21 protein-coding genes and 1 tRNA gene are annotated in these 21,476 nt (G+C 64.9%); 13 read left to right on the top strand and 9 right to left on the bottom strand.

Going from position 1 to position 21,476, the window contains the following annotated elements; all coding sequences use genetic code 11:
- The first annotated feature begins 195 nt into the window (after positions 1 to 195).
- Positions 196 to 999: a CoA pyrophosphatase gene (locus CSC74_RS05005; RefSeq protein WP_162313280.1), complete on the top strand. Its 804-nt coding sequence runs from the start codon at positions 196 to 198 to the stop codon at positions 997 to 999.
- A gap of 10 nt (positions 1,000 to 1,009) precedes the next feature.
- Entirely contained in the window at positions 1,010 to 1,855 is an 846-nt protein-coding gene (locus CSC74_RS05000) for a sulfurtransferase (protein WP_162313279.1), read from the top strand.
- A 103-nt stretch (positions 1,856 to 1,958) separates the two neighbouring features.
- Here CSC74_RS05000 and CSC74_RS04995 read toward each other — a convergent pair whose 3' ends face one another.
- A complete protein-coding gene (locus CSC74_RS04995) occupies positions 1,959 to 2,735 on the bottom strand; it encodes an enoyl-CoA hydratase/isomerase family protein (protein WP_162313278.1) in 777 nt (258 codons plus the stop codon).
- A 38-nt stretch (positions 2,736 to 2,773) separates the two neighbouring features.
- Here CSC74_RS04995 and CSC74_RS04990 point away from each other — a divergent pair, with 38 nt between their 5' ends.
- Positions 2,774 to 3,250: a copper chaperone PCu(A)C gene (locus CSC74_RS04990; protein WP_162313277.1), complete on the top strand. Its 477-nt coding sequence runs from the start codon at positions 2,774 to 2,776 to the stop codon at positions 3,248 to 3,250.
- Positions 3,251 to 3,271: 21 nt separating this feature from the next.
- Here the strand turns inward: CSC74_RS04990 and CSC74_RS04985 are convergent, their stop codons facing one another.
- Together CSC74_RS04985 and uvrA are read right to left on the bottom strand one after the other, a co-directional pair.
- A complete protein-coding gene (locus tag CSC74_RS04985; protein ID WP_281349713.1) occupies positions 3,272 to 3,691 on the bottom strand; it encodes an acyl-CoA thioesterase in 420 nt (139 codons plus the stop codon).
- Positions 3,688 to 6,675, bottom strand: a complete 2,988-nt coding sequence (gene uvrA / locus CSC74_RS04980) for an excinuclease ABC subunit UvrA (protein WP_162313276.1) — start codon at positions 6,673 to 6,675, stop codon at positions 3,688 to 3,690. Before uvrA ends, CSC74_RS04985 begins: the two co-directional genes overlap by 4 nt.
- A 349-nt stretch (positions 6,676 to 7,024) precedes the next feature.
- Here uvrA and rplU point away from each other — a divergent pair, with 349 nt between their 5' ends.
- The 3 genes from rplU (at position 7,025) to cgtA (ending at position 8,947) form a co-directional block, all read left to right on the top strand.
- Positions 7,025 to 7,345, top strand: coding sequence for a 50S ribosomal protein L21 (gene rplU / locus CSC74_RS04975; RefSeq protein WP_162313275.1), 321 nt, complete (start codon positions 7,025 to 7,027; stop codon positions 7,343 to 7,345).
- Positions 7,346 to 7,356: 11 nt separating this feature from the next.
- Positions 7,357 to 7,617, top strand: coding sequence for a 50S ribosomal protein L27 (rpmA, locus tag CSC74_RS04970; RefSeq protein ID WP_093281069.1), 261 nt, complete (start codon positions 7,357 to 7,359; stop codon positions 7,615 to 7,617).
- A gap of 280 nt (positions 7,618 to 7,897) precedes the next feature.
- A complete protein-coding gene (gene cgtA, locus CSC74_RS04965; protein ID WP_162313274.1) occupies positions 7,898 to 8,947 on the top strand; it encodes an Obg family GTPase CgtA in 1,050 nt (349 codons plus the stop codon).
- 166 nt (positions 8,948 to 9,113) lie between these two features.
- On the opposite strand, the gene rpsT is transcribed toward cgtA, so the two are convergent.
- A complete protein-coding gene (gene rpsT, locus CSC74_RS04960; RefSeq protein ID WP_093281058.1) occupies positions 9,114 to 9,383 on the bottom strand; it encodes a 30S ribosomal protein S20 in 270 nt (89 codons plus the stop codon).
- A 113-nt stretch (positions 9,384 to 9,496) separates the two neighbouring features.
- Here rpsT and murJ point away from each other — a divergent pair, with 113 nt between their 5' ends.
- The 6 genes from murJ to CSC74_RS04930 all read left to right on the top strand — a co-directional run bounded on the left by murJ (position 9,497) and on the right by CSC74_RS04930 (position 16,750).
- Positions 9,497 to 11,128, top strand: a complete 1,632-nt coding sequence (gene murJ / locus CSC74_RS04955; protein ID WP_162313273.1) for a murein biosynthesis integral membrane protein MurJ — start codon at positions 9,497 to 9,499, stop codon at positions 11,126 to 11,128.
- Between the two features lie 30 nt (positions 11,129 to 11,158).
- The gene (locus CSC74_RS04950) at positions 11,159 to 12,106 is read left to right on the top strand and encodes a bifunctional riboflavin kinase/FAD synthetase (RefSeq protein ID WP_162313272.1); all 948 of its coding nucleotides are present in this window, start codon (positions 11,159 to 11,161) and stop codon (positions 12,104 to 12,106) included.
- Complete coding sequence (ileS, locus tag CSC74_RS04945) at positions 12,103 to 14,943, top strand: isoleucine--tRNA ligase (RefSeq protein WP_162313271.1); 2,841 nt, start codon at positions 12,103 to 12,105, stop codon at positions 14,941 to 14,943. Before CSC74_RS04950 ends, ileS begins: the two co-directional genes overlap by 4 nt.
- 162 nt (positions 14,944 to 15,105) lie before the next feature.
- On the top strand, positions 15,106 to 15,618 hold the full coding sequence (gene lspA / locus CSC74_RS04940; RefSeq protein ID WP_162313270.1) for a signal peptidase II: 513 nt from the start codon (positions 15,106 to 15,108) through the stop codon (positions 15,616 to 15,618).
- Between the two features lie 69 nt (positions 15,619 to 15,687).
- Positions 15,688 to 16,638 (top strand): 4-hydroxy-3-methylbut-2-enyl diphosphate reductase, encoded by a 951-nt coding sequence (gene ispH / locus CSC74_RS04935; protein WP_162313269.1) that lies wholly within the window; start codon positions 15,688 to 15,690, stop codon positions 16,636 to 16,638.
- Between the two features lie 36 nt (positions 16,639 to 16,674).
- Positions 16,675 to 16,750: transfer RNA gene (locus tag CSC74_RS04930), tRNA-Thr, on the top strand.
- 138 nt (positions 16,751 to 16,888) lie between these two features.
- On the opposite strand, the gene CSC74_RS04925 is transcribed toward CSC74_RS04930, so the two are convergent.
- A complete protein-coding gene (locus tag CSC74_RS04925; RefSeq protein WP_162313268.1) occupies positions 16,889 to 17,374 on the bottom strand; it encodes a MarR family winged helix-turn-helix transcriptional regulator in 486 nt (161 codons plus the stop codon).
- A gap of 117 nt (positions 17,375 to 17,491) precedes the next feature.
- On the opposite strand from CSC74_RS04925, the gene CSC74_RS04920 reads away from it, so the two are divergent.
- On the top strand, positions 17,492 to 18,847 hold the full coding sequence (locus tag CSC74_RS04920) for an alpha/beta hydrolase family protein (protein WP_246192944.1): 1,356 nt from the start codon (positions 17,492 to 17,494) through the stop codon (positions 18,845 to 18,847).
- Positions 18,848 to 19,106: 259 nt separating this feature from the next.
- On the opposite strand, the gene arsH is transcribed toward CSC74_RS04920, so the two are convergent.
- The 4 genes from arsH to CSC74_RS04900 are packed head-to-tail and all read right to left on the bottom strand — an operon-like array spanning position 19,107 to position 21,336.
- Positions 19,107 to 19,799, bottom strand: coding sequence for an arsenical resistance protein ArsH (gene arsH / locus CSC74_RS04915; RefSeq protein ID WP_162313719.1), 693 nt, complete (start codon positions 19,797 to 19,799; stop codon positions 19,107 to 19,109).
- Positions 19,800 to 19,833: 34 nt separating this feature from the next.
- Positions 19,834 to 20,487, bottom strand: coding sequence for an aquaporin (locus tag CSC74_RS04910; RefSeq protein WP_162313267.1), 654 nt, complete (start codon positions 20,485 to 20,487; stop codon positions 19,834 to 19,836).
- Positions 20,484 to 20,987, bottom strand: coding sequence for an arsenate reductase ArsC (locus CSC74_RS04905; protein ID WP_162313266.1), 504 nt, complete (start codon positions 20,985 to 20,987; stop codon positions 20,484 to 20,486). Before CSC74_RS04905 ends, CSC74_RS04910 begins: the two co-directional genes overlap by 4 nt.
- Positions 20,988 to 21,015: 28 nt before the next feature.
- Positions 21,016 to 21,336: an ArsR/SmtB family transcription factor gene (locus CSC74_RS04900; RefSeq protein WP_162313265.1), complete on the bottom strand. Its 321-nt coding sequence runs from the start codon at positions 21,334 to 21,336 to the stop codon at positions 21,016 to 21,018.
- Positions 21,337 to 21,476 lie beyond the last annotated feature (140 nt).

Raw genomic sequence — 21,476 nt, 5'->3', positions numbered from 1 at the left:
CGCAGGCGGGGATCCAGTGCCTTTGCTGTTGCCTGATCCCGTGCCGCCATCCCGTCAGTGGCGCGTGAAATACGCAGCTGGTCATGAAGTTCGATTACGCCGGCTCCCAAGCCGGCGTAATTTTTTATTGCTTGTTCGTTCGATTGTTCCGGGTGACGGCGCCGTTGCGCGCCAGGCCCGATTGGTGTCTGATTGATGAATTCCGCTTACCGCGCCGTGCTCAGCCCGTGCATAGGTGTTTGTACCCTGGGTGACGACGGGCTCTGCGAAGGTTGTCTGCGGACGACCGCCGAGATTGCCCGCTGGCCGCAAATGAACGATGACGAACGCCTGCGCCTGATGGAGTCGACCCTGCCGGGTCGCGAACAGGCGCGTGCGGGTTTCGAACTGCTGCTGCCCGAGCGCCAGGCCTTGCGCCAGGTCCTGCATCCGCTGGCGAACCTGCCGACGCAGGCAGGCTGGAACCATGAGGAACTCGCCGATCTGCTGCCCCCCGGGCCGCCGGTCGAGTCGGCGGTGCTGGCCGGCCTGGTGCCGCGCAAGCAGGGCACGCAGGTCCTGCTGACCCGTCGCACCGACGGCCTGCGCCATCACGGCGGACAGGTCAGTTTTCCGGGCGGGCGCATCGAGCCCAGCGACATCAGTCCCGTTGCCGCGGCGATCCGCGAGAGCAACGAGGAAGTCGCCCTTGCCGCGTCGCAGATCTCGCCGTTGGGGTTCCTGGATCCCTTCACCACCATCAGCGGTTTCCGGGTCATGCCGGTGGTCGCGGTGATCGATCCGGATTACGTCGCCGTTGCGAATCCGGACGAGGTCGCCGATGTGTTCGAGGTGCCGCTCGACTTCCTGATGGCGCCCGGAAACCTGCGCCGGGTCGAAGTGGATTACCGTGGCCGCAGGCGCGCGGTACTGGAATACGACTGGCCCGGCCAGCGCATCTGGGGCGCGACCGCGGCGATCCTGTTCAACCTGCGCGAACGCTTGGCGGGAATTGCATGAAGGGGCTTGCATGAAATGGAACACGCTGGTCGGCGTTGACGAACTTGCCGGTGCGTTGGGCAGTGAGGAGTTGCGCATCGTCGACGCGCGCTTCGCGTTGATGGATCCACTGGCCGGCCGCGGCGGCTACGAGGAATCGCATCTTCCTGGCGCCGTCCACGCCGACCTCAATCGCGACCTGTCCGACCCGACCCGTGCCGGGGAAGGACGCCATCCCTTGCCGGAGGCCGCCGCGTTCGCCCGCAAGCTGGGAGAGTGGGGCATCGCGCCGCATCACCAGCTAGTCGTTTACGACGCGGGCGATGGCAGCATGGCGGCTGCACGCTTGTGGTGGATGCTGAAGTTGCTCGGCCACGATCGTGTGGCGGTGCTCGATGGCGGCCTGGCTGCATGGCGTGCGAAGGGGCTGCCGGAGACTGCATCGACAAGCTCGCCCGCCGCCGAGCCAGCCTATCCGGCGAACTTCGATGCTTCGCGCATCGTTACCGCCGACGAAGTGCAATCACGGCTGGGCGAAGCCACAGGCTGGCTGCTGGATGCGCGCGCCGGCGAACGTTTCCGTGGCGAAGCCGAGCCTATCGATCCGGTGGCCGGTCATGTGCCGGGCGCGGTCAATCGCCCGGTCGCCGACAACCTGGAGGCGGGCCGTTTCAAGCCGCCGCAGCAATTGCGTGCCGAAATCATGCCGCTGTTGTCGGGACGCGATCCCGGCGACGTCGTGGTGATGTGCGGCTCGGGCGTCACCGCCTGCCATTTGCTGCTGGCACTCGAACGCGCTGGCCTGCAGGGCGCCCGGGTGTATGCGGGCTCGTGGAGCGGATGGATCAGCGATCCGTCGCGACCCGTCGCCCGTTGACTTGTAGGTCCGAGCTTGCTCGGATGCTCTAGCTTCAATGTGAAAAGCATCCGAGCAAGCTCGGATCCACAAAACAAGGCAAGGCGGCCGAGAAAGGCGTTCGCTATTTCTTCAATCTCGCCACCAAGGCCTGCAGCGCGGCCTGCGTATCCGGCGAATACCAGCCCTCGATGAACCGATCCATGCGGATGTTGTCGGCATGCAGCGCTGCGACCAGGTCGGCGCGGGCGATGGCGCGGGTCTGCAGCATCGGATGGGAGGGCAGTTTCAGCAGTTGTTGCAACCAGCCGATGGCGCGCGGAACCACTTCTTGCGGCGCGACCAGTTCATCCACCAGGCCTATTTCCAGTGCGCGCTCCGCAGGAACCATTTCGCCCGCGACCAGCAGCCGCTCGGCGCGATAGATGCCGACCACCCGGCGCATCAACTGCTGGATGCCTTCCGGGGCCACCAGTCCCACCTGGGTTTCGTTGAGGCCGATGGCGAACGGACGCGCGGGATCCGGATTGCGGGCCATGATCCGGTAGTCGCAGCACAGCGCCAGCACGCAACCGCCGGCAGGCGAGTGGCCGGTCAGGGCGGCCACCACCGGCACGCGCAATTCCGCCAGGGTCCGGGTCGCTCCGAAGAAGGCGCCCCAGCTGTCCTGCAGGGCATCGCGGTTGTCGCCGTGCGACATCAGGTGCGGCACATCGAGGCCGGCCGAGAACACCTTGTCGTTGCCGGATAGGACCACGCCACGCGCGCCCTCGGCCACGGCCGCATCCAGCGCGGCGATCAACGCGCGACACAGGTCGGTGTCGAGGGCATTGACCGGCGGACGGGCCAGCCTGATCTCGCGGATCGGACCATGCTCGAGGATTTCGACGAGTGCGCTCATTCACTTTCTCCGATGGATACGCCGGATATCATATGCCCATGGGCAAACGACTGATTGCAGGATCAAGGCCGGCACGATCGAAACCGGCGAAGTGGACGCTGGCGTTGCTGTTCGCCGCGGCCGCATCGCAGGCAGGCGCCCGCGAATGCGCGCCCGCGATGAAGGACGGCTGGGTGCGCTTGCCGCCCGCGGCGATGCCGATGATGGCCGGTTTCGGGCGCATCGCCAATCCGTGTCCCGCACCGGTGGTGATCGTGTCGGCCAGCAGCCCGGCCTTCGGCGAGGTTTCCCTGCATGAAACCCGCATCGTCGATGGGGTCAACCGGATGCGCGGCATCGAGCAATTGCGGATCGTTCCCGACGGCGATGCGACCTTCAAGCCCGGCGGCATGCACCTGATGCTGATGCGACCGCACGCGCCGCTGAAGGAGGGCAGCAAGGTGGTGGTGATCTTCAAGCTGCAGGACGGACGCGAGATCCTTTCCGAGCTGGTGGTCAGGAAAGCTGCGCCCTGAGTCGCCTGGGAATCGCGGCGGTCAAATCGCGCAAGCAGCCCGCACGGCTTCGGGTAAAGCCACGCTCTTGCCCGTCTGCGTGTCTATCCAGACCATGACCACGCTGCCGTCGCTGTAGAGCACGGTCGAATCCCCGGATGCGAGCATGCGGTGTCCCATGGTAAGGCTGCTGTTGCCGAGCTTCTCGACGAACAGCTCCACGACGATCTCGCTGGGCCATTCGATCGGCTTGCGGTAGTTGACGTTGCTGGCGACAAGGACCGGCGCGATGCGATCGGTCAATGAAACGCCGGCGATGCCCGCGATCCATTGCACCCGGGCCTCTTCCAGGTACCTCAGGTACTCGGCGTTGTTCACATGGTTGAACGCATCCATGTCGCCCCAGCGCACGCCGAGGGTGACGCGCGCGATGAGCCGACGAGGATCCGGAGCCGCGCTCACTTGACCGCCTTTTTCTTTGCGCTGGTTTTCTTCGCCGCGGCCTTCGCATCCTTGGCTGCCTGCTTCAGCACCGATTTGCGTTCCGGCAGCACGGCAGGCTTTGCAACCGCCGCAGGTTTCTCCCCCTTGGCAGCCTTCGATTTCGGCAACAGTTTGGCCAGGAAGTGACCGGTGTACGAAGCGGGATCGGCCGCGATCTGTTCCGGCGTGCCGGTGGCCAGGACCTGGCCGCCGCGATGGCCGCCTTCCGGGCCCAGGTCCACCACCCAGTCGGCGGTCTTGATCACGTCCAGGTTGTGTTCGATCACCACGATGGTGTTGCCGTCGTCACGCAACTTGTGCAGCACCGCGAGCAGGTGCTCGATGTCGTGGAAGTGCAGGCCGGTGGTCGGCTCGTCGAGGATGTACAGCGTGCGCCCGGTATCGCGGCGCGAGAGTTCCTTGGACAACTTCACCCGTTGCGCCTCGCCGCCGGACAACGTGGTCGCGCTCTGGCCCAGCTTGATGTAGCTCAGGCCCACGTCGACCAGGGTTTCCAGTTTTCGCGCCAGCGCGGGGACCGGCTCGAACAGCTGCAGCGCGTCCTCGACGGTCATCTCCAGGATCTCGCTGATGTTGTAGCCCTTGTATCTGATTTCCAGGGTCTCGCGGTTGTAGCGCTTGCCGTGGCAGACATCGCAGGACACGTACACGTCGGGCAGGAAGTGCATTTCCACCTTGATCAGACCGTCGCCCTGGCAGGCCTCGCAACGACCGCCGCGCACATTGAAGCTGAAGCGCCCCGGCGAATAGCCGCGCGCGCGCGACTCGGGAATCTGCGCGAACAGTTCGCGCAGCGGCGTGAACAATCCGGTATAAGTCGCAGGATTGGAACGCGGCGTACGCCCGATCGGCGACTGGTCGATGTCCACGACCTTGTCGAACAGGTCCAGGCCTTCCACTTCGCGATACGGCGCCGGCTTGTGCGAGGCGCCGTTGATCTCGTTGGCAGCCAGTGCGTAAAGCGTGTCGTTGATCAGGGTCGACTTGCCGGAACCGGAGACGCCGGTGATGCAGGTGAACAGGCCGGATGCGATTTCGAGGTCGACGTCCTTCAGGTTGTTGCCGGTGGCGCCGTGCAGGCGCATCGTCATCTTCGGGTTGGGCTTGTGCCGCAGCGTCGGGATCTCGATGCGGCGCTTGCCGGACAGGAATTGCCCGGTCAGCGAACGCGGGGCCTTCAGGATGTCGGCGAGCTGGCCTTCGGCCACGATCTCGCCGCCATGTACGCCGGCATACGGCCCGATGTCGAGGATGTAATCGGCGGCGCGGATCGCGTCTTCGTCGTGTTCGACCACGATCACCGTGTTGCCCAGGTCGCGCAACCGGGTCAGCGTTCCGAGCAGGCGCTCGTTGTCGCGCTGGTGCAGGCCGATGCTGGGTTCGTCCAGCACGTACATCACCCCGACCAGGCCGGCGCCGATCTGCGAGGCCAGGCGGATGCGCTGCGCTTCGCCGCCGGACAGCGTGTCGGCCTTGCGCTCGAGGGTGAGGTAATCGAGTCCCACATCGACCAGGAAGCCGAGCCGCTCGCCGATTTCCTTGACGATCTTGGTCGCGATCTCGCCGCGCCAGCCCGGCAATGAGAGGCCGCGGAAGAAGGCGAGCGCTTCGTCGATCGGCAGCACCACCAGTTCCGGCAAGGGGCGGTCGGCGACGAAGACATTGCGCGCGGACCTGTTCAAGCGCGCACCGCCGCATTCGGGGCAGGGCTGTTCGCTGATGTACTTGGCCAGTTCCTCGCGCACCGCGGCCGATTCGGTTTCGCGGTAGCGGCGTTCCAGGTTCGGCACGATGCCTTCGAACTTGTGCTTGCGCTGGCTGCGCCCGCCCGAATCGGTGAGGTAGTTGAAAGTGATCAGTTCGCCGCCGCTGCCGTACAGCACGGCCTGGCGCACGTTTTCAGGCAACGACTGCCAGGGTGCGTCCACGTCGAACTTGTAATGCTTGGCCAGCGAGGCGATCAGCTGGAAGTAGTAGGCGTTGCGACGGTCCCAGCCGCGCACCGCGCCGGCCGAAAGCGACAGCTCGGGATGGACGACCACGCGCGCCGGATCGAAGAACTGGGCCACCCCCAGACCATCGCATTTCGGGCAGGCGCCGACCGGCGAGTTGAACGAGAACAGGCGCGGTTCCAGTTCCGGCAACGAGTAATCGCAGACCGGGCAGCTGTATTTGGACGAAAACAGCAATGGCGGGGTTTCGGCGTCGTCCAGCGATTGCACCGAAGCCATGCCGTCGCCCAGCTTCAGCGCGGTCTCGAAACTTTCCGCCAGGCGCTGCTTGATGTCTTCGCGCGGCTTAAAACGGTCGATCACCGCCTCGATGGTGTGCTTCTGGCGCAGGGCCAGGGCCGGCACCGCGTCGATTTCGTGCAGTTGGCCATCGACGCGCACGCGCACGTAACCCTGCGCGCGCAACTGGTCGAAGACCTGGGCGTGTTCGCCCTTGCGCTCGCGGATCACCGGCGCCAGCATCATGTAACGCTGTTCGCGGCTTTCATCGGAATTGCCCAGCGCCAGCACCTGGTCGACCATCTGGCTGATCGTCTGCGCCTCCAGCGGATAGCCATGGTCGGGGCAGCGCGGCAGGCCCACGCGGGCGTACAGCAGACGCAGGTAGTCGTAGATCTCGGTGATGGTGCCGACGGTGGAGCGGGGGTTGTGCGAGGTCGATTTCTGCTCGATCGAGATCGCCGGCGACAGGCCCTCGATATGGTCGACATCGGGCTTTTCCATCACGCTGAGGAACTGGCGCGCGTAGGCCGACAGCGATTCCACGTAGCGGCGCTGGCCTTCCGCATAGATGGTGTCGAAGGCCAGCGACGACTTGCCCGAGCCGGACAGGCCGGTGATCACGATCAGCTTGTCTCGCGGCAGGTCGAGATCGATATTCTTCAGGTTGTGCGTCCGCGCGCCGCGAATGCGGATGAAGTCCATGGCCATCGGTGGGGGGATCCGGGGAGCGAACAGGGAAGCGTAGCGATCCCATGATCTGGGGGCAATTGCCGGGATTGAAAGGAGCAGTCGGCGGGACCGGAGGGCGCCGGGGGCAGGTTTGCCCAGCCGGACAGGCGGTCGAGGGAGGGCCATGGGAGCGGCGTCCCCGCCGCGAGCTTGCGACTGTCGGGGTTCGGCCGGCCACCGTAGAGCTAGCGGCGGGACGCCGCTCCCACCCCAGCCAGGTCCGGGAGGTCCTGATGTTGACCCTAACCTGCTGAAAGGCTTACAATTCCGCTTCTGTCCGCCCTCGATGGCGGCAGGGTCAATAAAATAACTACAGAAGGAAACACCCATGTACGCAGTTCTAGTCACCGGCGGTAAGCAATACCGCGTGATGACGGGCGAGACGATCCGCGTCGAGAAGCTCGAAACCGAAGCCGGCCAGGAGATCAAGTTCGACCAGATCCTGTTGCTGGGCGACGGCGAGGGCGTCAAGCTCGGCGACGCGCTGAAAGGCGCCACCGTCACCGCCACCGTCAAGTCCCATGGTCGCGCCGACAAGGTGCGCATCATCAAGTTCCGCCGCCGCAAGCACCACAAGAAGCAGATGGGTCACCGGCAGCACTACACCGAAATCGAAATCACCGGCATCGCCGGTGGTGACAGCAAGTAAGGAGATAGGTCATGGCACATAAAAAGGGCGTAGGCTCCTCGCGCAACGGCCGCGACTCCAACCCGAAGATGCTCGGCGTCAAGATCTATGGCGGCCAGGCGATCGACGCGGGCAACATCATCGTCCGCCAGCGCGGCACCGAGTTCCATCCGGGCCCCGGCGTCGGCCTGGGTCGCGACCACACGCTGTTCGCGCTGGTCGACGGCAAGGTCGAGTTCTCGGTCAAGGGCGCCAAGAAGCGCCGTACCGTAAGCGTCGTCGCGGAAGCGTAAGCTGCCGCGATAGCGAGCGAATGGCCCCGCCGCGTGCGGGGCTTTTCGTTTCTTGCCTGGTAATCGCGAATAATCGAGCCCCTGCGTAAAAAAATAGATCGTCATCCCAGCGGAAGCTGGGATCCAGCTTGATCTTGATTTTGACCGTGTGTCCTGAAACCCAGTGCAAAGTCAAAATGGATGATCTGCTTCGCTGTCGAGAAGCACTTCCAGCTTTCGCTGGGATGACGATCTCCAAGATATCCAGCTGTTCCTAAATCCAACCTCTGAACCAATCCTTATGAAACTCGTAGACGAAGCAGAAATCGATGTCATAGCCGGCAATGGCGGTGACGGCTGCATAGGCTTCCGTCGCGAGAAGTTCATTCCGCTGGGCGGTCCCGATGGCGGCGACGGCGGCAATGGCGGCAGCGTCTGGATCCAGGCCGACGAGAACATCAGCACCCTGGTGGACTTCCGCCACCAGCGCATCTTCAAGGCCCAGCGCGGCGAGAACGGCATGGGCCAGCAGCGCTATGGCAAGGGCGGCGACGATCTGATCATCTCCGTACCGGTCGGCACCGCCATCGTCAACGTCGGCACCGACGAGGTGATCGGCGATCTCACCACGCACGGCGATCGCCTGCTGGTGGCCAAGGGCGGCAAGGGCGGCCTCGGCAACATGCATTTCAAGAGTTCGGTGACGCGCTCGCCGCGCCGGGCCACGCCGGGCGACGAGGGCGAGGCGCGCACCCTGAAGATGGAGTTGAAGCTGCTGGCCGACGTGGGCCTGCTGGGCTTCCCCAATGCCGGCAAGAGCACCTTCATCCGTGCGGTTTCGGCCGCGACCCCCAAGGTCGCCGATTACCCGTTCACCACACTGTACCCGAACCTGGGCGTGGTCAGCGTCGAGTCCCATCGCAGCTTCGTGATCGCCGACATCCCCGGCCTGATCCAGGGCGCGGCCGATGGTGCGGGCCTGGGCGCGATGTTCCTGCGCCACCTGCAGCGCACCCGCTTGCTGCTGCATCTGGTGGACATGGCGCCGATGGAGGGCGGGGTGGAGATCTCGCCGGCCGAACAGGTGCGGGCGATCGAACACGAGCTGGAGAAACACGATCCCGAGCTGCTACGGAAGCCGCGCTGGTTGGTGTTGAACAAGGCCGACCTGATGTTCGAGGACGAAGCCGCGACCCGTGCCGCGGAGGTGATCGCCGAGCTGGGCTGGACCCAGCCCTGGTACGTGACCTCGGCGGTATCGCGCGAAGGCACCTGGCCGATCATGAAGGACGTGATGGCGTTCTTCGACCGGCTCAAAGAGGACGAGCAGGAAGCGCGCAATGCCGGCTGAGGGCAGCGATGCCCCTGCTCCCGCCGTAGAGCCGAGCTTGCTCGGCTGCCCTTCGCGGCGGGCTGGAAAGCAGCCGAGCAAGCTCGGCTCTACAAGGGCAACAAAAAACCCGGCCGGAGCCGGGTTTTCTGGTATTCGCGGCACTTCGACCGGAAGCTGCGACGGATCAGGCGGCTTGCAGGGCCTTGATGCGGGCGGTCAGGCGGCTCTTGTGACGGGCGGCCTTGTTCTTGTGGATCAGGCCGCGCGAGCTGAAGCGGTCCAGGATCGGCTGGGCCACGGCGAAGGCAGCCTGGGCGCCTGCGGCATCGTTGGCGTCGAGCGCCTTGAGCACTTTCTTGACGGCGGTGCGCAGCATCGAACGCTGGCCGGTGTTGCGCATGTTGCGCACGACGGCCTGCTTGGCGCGCTTCTTGGCGGACTTGATATTTGCCACGGTGGGTATCCTAGGAAATCGTTGGGTGGAGCGGTAATGGACGGAGTGCGGGAAAACGAACGCGAAATTATGGGGGATTCAATGACTTGCGTCAACCCGCCGGGAGCCCGGTCATGAGCGGCAACCGGCTGCTGCGTTCCACCGCCGTTTTCAGCTCCATGACCTTCCTGTCCCGGGTCTTCGGCCTGGTCCGCGACCAGGTCTATGCGGCGGTATTCGGCGCCAGCCCGGCCATGGAAGCCTTCGTGGTGGCCTTCCGCATCCCCAATTTCATGCGCCGCCTGTCCGCGGAAGGCTCGTTTTCGATGGCCTTCGTCCCGGTACTGGCGGAGTACAAGGCCAATGGCGACCGTGCCGCGGTCAAGGACCTGATCGACCGGGTGACCGGCACGCTGACCGCGGCCCTGCTGGTCCTGACCGGGGTGGCCGTACTGGCGGCGCCGTGGGTGATGCGGGTGTTCGCGCCGGGTTTCGAACTGGGCAGCGAGCAGTCTCGGCTGGCCACGGAAATGCTGCGCATCACTTTCCCCTACGTGCTGTTCATTTCGCTGGCTTCGCTGGCCGGCGGAATCCTCAATACCTATGAGCGTTTCGCAATCCCCGCGTTGTCGCCGGTGTTGCTCAATGTGGCGATGATCGCCGCGGCCCTGGGCCTGGCCCCACAGATGCCGCGCTGGGGTTTCGAGCCGGTGGTGGCGCTGGCCTGGGGCGTGTTCGCGGCGGGGATCCTGCAGCTGGTGTTCCAACTTCCCACGCTGGCCCGCATGGGTTTGCTGCCACGGCCGCGCCTGCCGACAGGGCATCCGGGGGTGCGCAAGATCATGCGGCTGATGGTACCGACGCTGTTCGGTTCGTCGGTGGCGCAGTTCAACCTGCTGTTCAACACCATGGCGGCGTCGATGCTGTTCAGCGGCAGCGTGGCCTGGCTCTACTACAGCGACCGGCTGCTGGAATTCCCGCTGGGCATGTTCGGGGTGGCGATCGGTACGGTGATATTGCCGCACCTCTCCAGCCGCCACGCGGCCAGCGATCCGGACGGTTTCTCGAAAGGCCTCGACTGGGGTTTCCGTCTTTGCCTGCTGATCGGATTGCCTGCCTGCCTGGGACTGATCCTGTGCGCGGAACCCCTGATCGCGTCGCTGTTCGGTTACCGCAATTTTTCCGCATTCGACTCGCGCATGAGCGCCCTGAGCCTGATGGCGCAGTCGACGGCGGTGCCCGCGTTCCTGCTGGTCAAGGTACTGGCGCCGGCGTTCTATGCGCGCCAGGACACGCGCACGCCGGTCAAGGCGGCGGTGGTTTCGGTGCTGGCCAATGCGATTTTCACGGTGTTGCTGATCGCGGCAGTGCTCTGGTGCACGCAGGCCGGGCAAGCGGCTTTGGCGGCCAATGGCGGCGACGCCTGGACGGCCTTGAAGCAGCTTCCCGGGACCCATGCATTGCTGGCCCTGGCCATCGCCCTGGCCGGCTGGCTCAACGCGCTGCAACTGGGCTGGTACCTGCGCCGCGCAGGCGTGTTCAAACGCCAGCCAGGGTGGCGGCGTTTCCTGCGCCAGATCAGCGTGGCCAGCCTGGGAATGGTGCTGGTGGTGGGCGCACTGCTGTGGACATGGGACGGCTGGATGTCCTGGCCCTGGTGGGAGCGCGTATCGAAGTTGGCGGTCGTCGTCGCCGGCGGCGGCGCGGCCTATGCGGGCCTGCTGTGGCTGCAGGGCATCCGTCCCCGCGACCTGCGCGGACATTGAGTTGCGGCGGCCCGGCTATACTTCACGGTGATGAGCAGGCTGTTTCGTGACGTCGATGGCGGGGCGTTGTTCCCGCACGGTAGCGTGGTCTGCATCGGCGCCTTCGACGGTCTGCACCTGGGCCATCGGGCGCTGGTGCGCCATGCGGTCGCCCGTGCCCGCGATTTGTCGCTGCCGGCGGTGGCCCTGAGCTTCGAGCCGCTGCCGCGGGAATTCTTCTCCCGCGAGATGCCGCCGCCGCGCCTGACCCTGGCCCGCGGCAAATACCAGGGCCTGCGCGAACTGGGTGCCGATGGCATCGGCCTGCTGCGTTTCGATGCGCGCCTGGCGGCGATGAGCGCCGAGGATTTCGTGCACAGGATGCTGGTCGGGCGTCTGGGCTCGCGCGAAGTCTGGATCGGTCCCGATTTCCGCTTCGGCAACCGCCGTGGCGGCGACCTGCCGCTGCTGCAGCGGATGGGCGCGGAGCTGGGCTTTTCGGCGGGGGAGATAGAAGCGGTGCAACTGCAGGGCGAACGGGTTTCCAGCACCCGCATCCGCGAAGCATTGCGCGGTGGCGATTTCACCGATGCGGCGCACCTGCTTGGCCGCGCCTATGCGATCGGCGGCAGGGTGGTGCGCGGTAAGCAGCTCGGGCGCACGCTCGGCTTCCCCACCGCCAATCTGCGTTTCCCGAAGACCCCGGCGCTGTCCGGCATCTATGCGACCTGGGTGCATGGGGTGGGCGAACGTCCGCGTGCGTCGGTGTCCAGTTTCGGCACCCGGCCCACGGTCGATGGCGTGGAGCCCTTGCTGGAAGCGCATCTGTTCGATTTCGACGGCGACCTGTACGGGCGCCACGTCGAGGTCGAATTCGTCGCCAAGCTGCGCGATGAACTGAAATTCCCCGATCTGCCGTCACTGACCGAGCAGATGCAACGCGACGCCGAAACCGCGCGCCGCCTTCTTTCCGAACAACGACTGCGAGCCACCGCGTGACCCAGGATTACAAAGCCACCCTGCACCTGCCCGCCACGGAATTCCCGATGCGCGGCGACCTGCCCAAGCGCGAGCCGCAGACACTGGCGCGCTGGCAGGCCGACGACCTGTACGCGCAGCTGCGCGCCAACGCCATGGGCCGCCCCTCGTTCGTGCTGCACGACGGCCCGCCTTACGCCAACGGCGCGATCCACATCGGCCATGCGGTCAACAAGATCCTGAAGGACGTGATCGTCAAGTCGAAGTACCTGTCCGGTTTCGATTCGCCGTACGTGCCGGGTTGGGATTGCCACGGGCTGCCGATCGAGATCGCGGTGGAGAAGAAATTCGGCAAGGTCGGCGAGAAGCTCGACGCCGCCGCGTTCCGCGCCAAGTGCCGCGAATACGCGCTGGAACAGATCGACGTGCAACGCAGCGACTTCCAGCGCCTGGGCGTGATCGGCGACTGGAAGCAGCCGTACCGCACCCTCGATTTCAAGTACGAAGCCGACATGCTGCGCGCGCTGGCCAGGATCGTCGAACGCGGCCACCTGGCGCGCGGGGTCAAGCCGGTGTACTGGTGCTTCGATTGCGGTTCCGCGCTGGCCGAAGCGGAGATCGAGTACCAGGACAAGGTGTCGCCGGCGATCGACGTCGCCTACGCCGCGCGCGAGGCGAAGGCATTGGCCGCGGCGTTCGGCATCGCACCGCCGGAAAACGTCGAGCTCGCGCTGCCGATCTGGACCACCACGCCGTGGACGCTGCCGGCGTCGCTGGCGATCTCGCTGGGACCGGATCTGGACTACGTGCTGGTCGAAGGCCCGGATCGTCACGGCCAGCGGCGCTGGCTGATCCTGGCAGAAGCGCTCGCTGAAGCTGCTCTGCTGCGTTATGGCGTCGATACCTTGGTAGTGCATGCGCGCGCCAAGGGCAGCGCGCTGGAAGGTCTGTTGTTCGCGCATCCGTTCTACAGCGAACGCGACATCCCGGTGGTCCTGGGCGATCACGTGTCGTCCGAGGACGGCACCGGCGCCGTGCACACCGCGCCCGGCCACGGCCAGGAAGACTTCGCGGTGGGCCTGCAATACGGTTTGATCGATCGCTACACCGCCGCGCAGGTCAATCCGGTCGATGGCCGCGGCGTGTACCTGTCCAGCACACCGCCTGCGGGCGAGGTGGCGCTGGCCGGCCTGCACATCTGGAAAGCCAACGAAGCGCTGGTCGACGTGCTGCAGAAGAGCGGCGCGTTGCTCACCTACGCGAAATTCGAGCACAGCTATCCGCACTGCTGGCGGCACAAGACGCCGGTGGTGTTCCGCGCCACGCCGCAGTGGTTCATCTCGATGGACAAGGCCAACCTGCAGCGTGACGCCCTGCAGGCGATCAAGGGCGTGGCCTGGGTTCCCGACTGGGGCCAGGCGCGCATCGCCGGCATGGTCGAAGGACGGCCGGACTGGTGCATCAGCCGCCAGCGCACCTGGGGCGTACCGATCGCCTTGTTCACCGACATCGAAACCGGCGAACCGCACCCCGACACGCCGGCGCTGATGCGCAAGGCGGCCGAGCTGGTGGAACGCGACGGCGTGGATGCGTGGTTCGCCCTGGACAAGGCGGAACTGCTCGGCGCCGACGCTCCACGTTACGACAAGGTCACCGACATCCTCGACGTCTGGTTCGATTCCGGTGTCACCCACGAATGCGTGCTCGCACAGCGTAATGCGGAAGGCCTGCACAAGCCCGCGGACCTGTACTTGGAAGGTTCCGACCAGCATCGCGGCTGGTTCCAGAGTTCGCTGCTCACCGGCGTGGCGATGGATGGCGTGGCGCCGTACAAGCAGGTGCTGACCCATGGCTTCGCCGTGGACCAGAACGGCCGCAAGATGTCCAAGTCGCTGGGTAATGTGGTCGCCCCACAGAAAGTGATGGATGCGATGGGCGCCGACGTGCTGCGCCTGTGGGTGGCCTCGACCGACTATCGCAACGAGATGTCGGTCAGCGACGAGATCCTCAAGCGCAGCGGCGATGCCTACCGCCGCATCCGCAACACGGCGCGGTTCCTGCTCAGCAACCTGGACGGCTTCGAGCCCGCGCGCGACCTGCGTCCGCTCGACGACATGGTCGCGCTGGACCGTTGGATCGTGCACCGTGCCGACGCGCTGCAAACGCGGATCGTCGATGCCTACGCGCGCTACGACTTCGCCGACATCGTCCAGGCGCTGTCCAATTTCTGCAGCGTGGACCTGGGCTCGCTGTACCTGGACGTGACCAAGGACCGCCTGTACACGATGCAGGAGGATTCGCGTGGCAGGCGTTCCGCGCAGAGCGCGATGTTCCGCATCCTCGAAGCGTTCACCCGCTGGATCGCGCCCATCCTCAGCTTCACCGCCGACGAGATCTGGGGCTTCCTGCCGGGCCAGCGCGTGGACAACGTGCTGTTCGCCACCTGGTACGACGGCCTGGCCCCGCTGCCGGCCGACGCGCCGCTGTCCGCCGAGGATTTCGACAAACTGCTGGCGCTGCGCGAGCAGATGGCGAAAGTACTGGAGCCGATGCGAGCGAATGGCGTGATCGGCGCGGCGCTGGATGCGGAAGTCGCGGTATCGGCCAGTCCGGAACTGGTGTCGAAGTGGGAGCCGCTGGCCGAGGAATTGCGTTTCCTGTTCATCAGCGGCGACGTCAGCGTGACTCCGGTCAACGCGGACGAGGTATTCGTATTGGCGCAACCGACCGCCAAGCTCAAGTGCGTGCGTTGCTGGCATCACCGCGCGGATGTGGGGACCGACGCTGCGCACCCTGAATTGTGCGCGCGTTGCATCAGCAACATCGATGGTGCTGGCGAAGACAGGAAGTGGTTCTAGATTTTCCTTCTCCCACCGGGAGAAGGTGGCGCGCAGCGACGGATGAGGGAAGAAATCTTCAGTCGCACTGAACCCCGGTAGTTACGTCATTCTTCTTCCCTCATCCGCCCTTCGGGCACCTTCTCCCGATGGGAGAAGGAAACAATGCAAGGCTCCATATCAATGTCGAAATACCCTAAACCCAATGCCCTCATCTGGCTGGTCCTCTCGGTCATCGTCATCGCCCTCGACCAGTGGTCCAAGGCCTGGGTGCTGAGCGATTTGCCCGAATACACCGCGATCCCGGTGATCGACGGTTTCTGGAACTGGTTCCGCACCTACAACACCGGCGCGGCCTTCAGCTTCCTGAGCGACGCCGGCGGCTGGCAGATCTGGTTCTTCACGATCCTGGCGGTGGCGATCTGCGGCCTGCTCGGTTTCTGGCTGTCGCGCACGCCGCGCGGCGACTGGCGCCAGGCGGCGCCTTATGCGCTGGTGATCGGCGGCGCGCTGGGCAACGTGATCGACCGCCTGATCCACGGGCATGTCATCGATTTCATCCAGTGGCACTGGCGGGACCATTACTGGCCGTCGTTCAACCTGGCGGATTCGGCGATTGTCGCCGGCGCCATCGGCATCGCCCTGTTCGGCTTGATGAACAGGAACGAGGAGCGAGGAGCCAGGAACGAGAAGTGAGGAGTGAGAAACGAGTGAAAGCGCCCGCCGCTACTCGTTCCTCACTCCTCGTTCCTCTACACTAGCCCCATGGACGTATTGCTCGCCAATCCCCGCGGTTTCTGCGCCGGCGTCGACCGCGCCATCGAGATCGTCAAGCGCGCCATCGAGACCTTGGGCGCGCCGATCTACGTGCGTCATGAAGTCGTGCACAACCGTTTCGTGGTCGAGGACCTGCGCGCTCGCGGCGCGGTGTTCGTGGAAGAACTCGACGAGGTGCCCGACGACGCCACGGTGATCTTCAGCGCGCATGGCGTGTCGCAGGCGGTGCGCGCCGAAGCCACCGCGCGCGGGCTGAAGATCTTCGATGCCACCTGTCCGCTGGTGACCAAGGTGCACTTCGAGGTCGCGCGCCATTGCCGCGCCGGTCGCGACGTGGTCCTGATCGGCCATGCCGGACACCCGGAAGTGGAAGGCACCATGGGCCAGTGGAATGCCGAATGCGGGGCAGGGCGGATCTACCTGGTGGAAGACATCGAGGGCGTGGCCACGCTGCAGGTGTCGCAGCCCGAGAATCTGGCCTACACCACCCAGACCACGCTGTCGGTCGACGATACCCGCGGCATCATCGAGGCCTTGCAGGCGCGGTTCCCGTCGATGCAGGGTCCGCGCCACGACGACATCTGCTACGCCACCCAGAACCGCCAGGATGCGGTGCGCGAACTCGCCCAGCGCTGCGATCTGGTGCTGGTGGTGGGGTCGCCCAACAGCTCCAATTCCAACCGCCTGCGCGAGCTGGCCGAGCGCGACGGGGTCGAGGCCTACCTGATCGACGGCGCCGACGAGATCGATCCGTCATGGGTCGCCGGCAAGTCCCGTATCGGGGTGACCGCAGGCGCGTCCGCGCCCGACGTGCTGGTCCAGGGCGTGATCGCGCGCCTGGGCGAGCTGGGCGCGGCCGGCGTGACCGAGCTGGAAGGCGAGCCGGAAAGCATGGTTTTCGCCCTGCCCAAGGAACTGCGCTTGCAACTGGTCAATTGACCCCACTCCCGGCGACGCCTAGAATTCGCGTCCCATGCCGGAATAGCTCAGTTGGTAGAGCGCGTCATTCGTAATGATGAGGTCGTAGGTTCGATTCCTATTTCCGGCACCAGGTTGAAGCGGAAAAGCCGCCCTTTCGGGGCGGCTTTTTTGTTGGCGATGCCCGGGCAGAACACGGTGCGCTGAGAGCGGGAAGAATCGAGGCTGGCTTGGGCCAGGGCATAGGCCGGCCGCGCTTCCAGGCATCACGTCAGTGATCGGGTTCCATTCGCCGCAAGCGCTCGGCGAACGGAGTTTTCCGGCAGGCTCTTTCCATTCGCCACAGGGATGCCCATACATCCGCGCCGCCTTCGTCCATGAGGCGCTTCGAGGCTTGCTCCATCGCGAAGAGCGCCTTGCGCACTTTTTCGACTTCCTTTTTCCCCTTGGCGGTCAAACGGATCAAGGTCTTGCGCCCGTCGCCCGGGTGCGCCTTCGACGCAATGAAGGAGAGAGCGGTCAGTTCCTTGATCCACACGATCACGAGCGGGTGGGATTGCCTGAGCATCGTCGCGAGTTCGGTCACGCCCAGCGGTCCATGGTCCTGCAGGGCAAGCAGCGTGGAGATCGTCCTGGGTGGCGCCGTCACTCCGGCCGTTGGATACCAGTTTGCTGCACCGGCGATCAGTTCATCCGCCAATCTCCTCAGCAGGTGCGCCAGGAAGGCGGGGCCTTGTTGTTCGATGAAATCATTCATGCGGTGCGGTATCCGGGCGTGGACTCGATGCGCTACGGCTGATGCCGAATGGGGTGATTTGACTATGCATCGAATATACGTAAACATTTACATACTTTGCAATGCGGTAGAAAGATGATGAACTTCGGAACTACGAAGATGTGCGCGCTTGTCGTCCTGGCTGCGCTTGTCATTGCCGCTTCTTTCCCGCTGGGCGGGCGAGCGCAATCGCCGGCCGTCGAGGCCGTGGATCGATGCGTCGTCGGGACGTACCTGCTGGAGGATGGGACCGATATCGATATCGGTCCGGGTGAAGGCGAGAAGCTCCGCTGGAGGAGAAAGGACGGAACCACCGGCGAGCTTGCCAGGGACAAGCAGGGAGCCTGGGTCAGTTCGCTGGGCTGGACCGGTCGCCCCGATGGCATGCATGCCTCGTTCGCCGACTGCGCCGCTTCTCCGCATGCGATGACGTTCGATGGCGTCGTCGGCAGGAAGCTCGAACTGAAGCAAATCGATACGCGGTTCGCGGGTGCAGGCGTGACCCTCTCGGGCCGTCTGACCCTTCCTCCCGGTAGCGGGCGCATACCCCTCGTGGTCCTGATCCATGGGGCCGAGCACTCGTCGGCGCTCGAGTCCTATTCCCTGCAACGGCAATTCGCCAGCGAGGGAATCGGCGTGTTCGCTTACGACAAGCGGGGCACGGGTACTTCCGGAGGACGGTACACGCAGGATTACCTGTTGCTGGCCAATGATGCGATCGCGGCGATGCGCGAAGCCAAACGCCTGGCGGGCGCACAGACGGGCCGGGTGGGTTACCAGGCCGGCAGCCAGGGCGGCTGGGTCGCGCCACTGGCTGCGCGCATCGAACCGGTGGACTTCCTCGTCATCGGTTTCGGACTGGCGGTTTCCCCGCTGGATGAAGATCGCGAAGCCATTGCGTTCGACATGGAAAGGAATGGATTCGGCCCGGATGTAATGGCGAAAGCGATGCGGGTCGCCGACGCGAGCGCCGCCATCCTGCTCAGTAATTTCACGACCGGGTACGAAGAGCTGGAGCGTATCAAGCAGGAATATTCCGAAGAAGCATGGTTCAAGCATCTGCGTGGGAACGTCACGTGGTATCTGCTGGCGACGCCTGCCGAAGAAATCCGCCGGAAGGGGCCCGAGCTACTCGCCGGCGTGCCCATGCAATACGACCCGATGCCGGTATTGCAGAACCTGTCCGTTCCGCAACTCTGGATCCTCGGAGGGCAGGACCGGGATGCGCCTCCGGCTGAAACGCTGCGACGCCTGTCCCGATTGAAGTCCGCAGGCCGACCCATCGCCACCGCCGTCTACCCGCAGGCCGACCACGGGATCTATGAGTACGAAACGAAGCATGACGGGGAGCGCGTCTCGACCCGCAACCCGGATGGCTATTTCCGGATGATGCGGGATTACATCCTGCGCGGGAGCCTGGAAGGCAGTTATGGCGCGGCGCAGCTCTCCGATTGAATTGTTTCGACCCGAAAAAACAGAATCCGGGAAGTGGGGTTCGTCTTATATCTACCCGACCTGCATTTCTTCTGATTTCCCCTCTCCCCTTGTGGGAGAGGATGCCCGGAGGGCAGGAGAGGGGGTGTGAGCGAAGCGAGCGTGCTCTTGCCGTTGCGGTTGTTTCGCAGTTCCGTAGGGGGGCTCAAGCCCCCTGCGCTTCGTTCCGTAGCCGTCGCGATCTGGAAGACGGTGATGGTGGGCCAAGGCCCGCCCTACGTCAGATGCTGCGCAGGTTCACCCGCCTGGACAACGCTTCCGCGCTCTCCTTGCGTTCGCTGTAGCGATCCACCAGGTACGGTGAAACGTCGCGGGTCAACAGAGTGAACTTCATCAATTCCTCCATCACGTCCACGACGCGGTCGTAGTAGGCGGAGGGCTTCATGCGGCCGGCTTCGTCGAATTCGTTGAACGCCTTGGCCACCGACGACTGGTTCGGGATCGTGATCATGCGCATCCAGCGGCCGAGCACACGCAGTTGGTTGACCGCGTTGAACGATTGCGAACCGCCGCTGACCTGCATCACCGCCAGGGTCTTGCCCTGGGTCGGCCGCAGCGAGCCTTGCGCCAACGGAATCCAGTCGATCTGCGCCTTCATGATCCCGGACATAGCGCCGTGGCGTTCGGGCGAGCTCCAGACCATGCCTTCGGCCCACTGCGCGAGTTCGCGTAGTTCACGCACCTTCGGATGCGTATCCGGTTCGGCATCGGGCAGCGGCAATCCGGTCGGGTCGAACAACCGGGTTTCCGCACCCATCGCCTGCAGCAGGCGCGCGGCTTCCTGCGCCAACAGCTTGCTGTAGGAACGCTTGCGCAATGAGCCATACAGCAGCAGGAAACGCGGCGGATGGCTGGCACGATCTGTCGGTTCGAAGCGATCTGCGGACGGGATAGAGAACAGTTCGGCAACGATGTTGGGAAGCCGGTTGGAATCAGGAACGTTGGAATCAGCCACGGGAGGAAGGACTCAGGAGTTTATGGAGGCCGACGCCGAGCAGCGCGCCGATGCTTTCTGCGCCGATGAAACCAGGCACGTCGGCCGGCGCGATCCCGGCGAAGCTGTCGCTGAACATGCGTCCGAAGGCCGCGGCCGGATTGGCGAAGGAAGTGGAGGAAGTGAACCAGTACGCGGCGCCGATGTAGGCGGCGACCATCGCCGCGATCCGCGACGAGGGCGCGCGCAGGATCACCAGCAGCAGGCCCGCGGTGGCGACCACCTCGCCCAGCAGTTGGCCGAAGCCATGCCGTGGCTTGTCCGAGAGCTGCAGAACGGACAGGTCGAACATCGCATTCGCCAGCCAGGCTCCGCAGGCCGCGCCAGCCAGTTGCACGACGACGTAGCCCGGCAGCTGTCGCCACGGCAGTTCGCCGCGCGCGGCCATCACCGCACTGACCGCGGGATTCATGTGCGCGCCGCTGACCGGGCCGAATACTTCGATCAGGATGTAGAGCCCGCCGACGGTCGCCAGGGTGTTGGCGAGCAGGGTGAGGGCGTCGTTAGCACCGGCCAGGCGTTCGCCCATGATTCCCGAGCCGATGACGATGGCCAGCAGCAGGGCGGTGGCGACGAATTCGGACAGCAGTTGCCGCGCAGGCGTCACTCGGCGCCTACCTTGCCGATTTCGCGCAGCCTGCCCTGCGCGGCGAGGTGGTCGAGCTTGTCCAGCGGCAACGACAGCAACAATTCGATACGGCGCCTGAGCGTGGCGAAGGCGGCGGTGTAGGCGCGTCTTTTCGCATCCTCGTCGCCGATCGCCGAAACCGGATCGGCGACGCCCCAGTGGGCGAGGGCGGGATGGCCCAGCCACACCGGGCAGGATTCGCCGGCCGCGTTGTCGCAGACCGTGATCACCATGTCCATTTCCGGCGCGCCTTCCACGGAGAACTCGTCCCAATTCTTGCTGCGCACCTGGCTGGTGTCGTAGCCGATCGCTTCGGCGAGTTCCTTCGCCATCGGTTGCACCTGGCCGCTGGGGTGGCTGCCTGCGCTGTAGGCCCGGAATCGCCCCTGGCCGAGGACGTTGAGGATCGCCTCGGCCATGATGCTGCGGGCGGAATTGCCGGTGCACAGGAACAGTACGTTGTAAGTCTTGTCGGTCATCGCGGGCTCTCGAAATGGGTGGTCGGGTTCAACAGGGCGCCTTCGTCGCGGAAGGCGCGCACGCCTGACCGCCGCAGCAGTTCTCGGTCAGGAAGCCGATCAGCGCATTCATGCGCTCGTAGTCGGCACGCAGGCGGATCACCCGGCCTTCGCGCTGGTCGGTGACCAGCCCGGCTTGGCGCAACTGGTTGAGATGCGCGGTCAAGGTGGCGGCGGGCAGGCCGAGGAGGTCGCGCAAACTGCCGACGGGCATGCCCTCCGGCCCGGCCTGGATCAGGGCCCGATAGGCGGCGAGACGCACGTCATGGGAGAGGGCACGGAGTGCTTGTACGGTCTGGGTGGTGTCCATTATTCTATTATTCCAGAATAATCGAACTATAGGGATCGGAAATGACAATTCAATGTCAGTCGAGCACATGAAAAGGTTCGCGGACCTTTTCGATAGGAAAACTATGTAGGAGCGACGTCAGTCGCGAAGTCCGTATCCCA

The organism is Pseudoxanthomonas yeongjuensis, assembly GCF_010093345.1.
GTDB lineage: Bacteria > Pseudomonadota > Gammaproteobacteria > Xanthomonadales > Xanthomonadaceae > Pseudoxanthomonas_A > Pseudoxanthomonas_A yeongjuensis.
Note: the sequence above shows the minus strand (reverse complement) of the source record. Positions and strands in the feature narration are given on the sequence as shown.

Excerpts from the sequence above, each read along its gene's own strand:
- CSC74_RS05005 (WP_162313280.1), top strand. The coding sequence starts at position 196 with ATGAATTCCGCTTACCGCGCCGTGCTCAGCCCGTGCATAGGTGTTTGT.
- CSC74_RS05000 (WP_162313279.1), top strand. The coding sequence starts at position 1,010 with ATGAAATGGAACACGCTGGTCGGCGTTGACGAACTTGCCGGTGCGTTG.
- CSC74_RS04995 (WP_162313278.1), bottom strand. The coding sequence starts at position 2,735 with ATGAGCGCACTCGTCGAAATCCTCGAGCATGGTCCGATCCGCGAGATC.
- CSC74_RS04990 (WP_162313277.1), top strand. The coding sequence starts at position 2,774 with ATGGGCAAACGACTGATTGCAGGATCAAGGCCGGCACGATCGAAACCG.
- uvrA (WP_162313276.1), bottom strand. The coding sequence starts at position 6,675 with ATGGCCATGGACTTCATCCGCATTCGCGGCGCGCGGACGCACAACCTG.
- rplU (WP_162313275.1), top strand. The coding sequence starts at position 7,025 with ATGTACGCAGTTCTAGTCACCGGCGGTAAGCAATACCGCGTGATGACG.
- rpmA (WP_093281069.1), top strand. The coding sequence starts at position 7,357 with ATGGCACATAAAAAGGGCGTAGGCTCCTCGCGCAACGGCCGCGACTCC.
- cgtA (WP_162313274.1), top strand. The coding sequence starts at position 7,898 with ATGAAACTCGTAGACGAAGCAGAAATCGATGTCATAGCCGGCAATGGC.
- murJ (WP_162313273.1), top strand. The coding sequence starts at position 9,497 with ATGAGCGGCAACCGGCTGCTGCGTTCCACCGCCGTTTTCAGCTCCATG.
- CSC74_RS04950 (WP_162313272.1), top strand. The coding sequence starts at position 11,159 with ATGAGCAGGCTGTTTCGTGACGTCGATGGCGGGGCGTTGTTCCCGCAC.
- lspA (WP_162313270.1), top strand. The coding sequence starts at position 15,106 with ATGTCGAAATACCCTAAACCCAATGCCCTCATCTGGCTGGTCCTCTCG.
- ispH (WP_162313269.1), top strand. The coding sequence starts at position 15,688 with ATGGACGTATTGCTCGCCAATCCCCGCGGTTTCTGCGCCGGCGTCGAC.
- CSC74_RS04925 (WP_162313268.1), bottom strand. The coding sequence starts at position 17,374 with ATGAATGATTTCATCGAACAACAAGGCCCCGCCTTCCTGGCGCACCTG.
- CSC74_RS04920 (WP_246192944.1), top strand. The coding sequence starts at position 17,492 with ATGAACTTCGGAACTACGAAGATGTGCGCGCTTGTCGTCCTGGCTGCG.
- CSC74_RS04905 (WP_162313266.1), bottom strand. The coding sequence starts at position 20,987 with ATGACCGACAAGACTTACAACGTACTGTTCCTGTGCACCGGCAATTCC.
- CSC74_RS04900 (WP_162313265.1), bottom strand. The coding sequence starts at position 21,336 with ATGGACACCACCCAGACCGTACAAGCACTCCGTGCCCTCTCCCATGAC.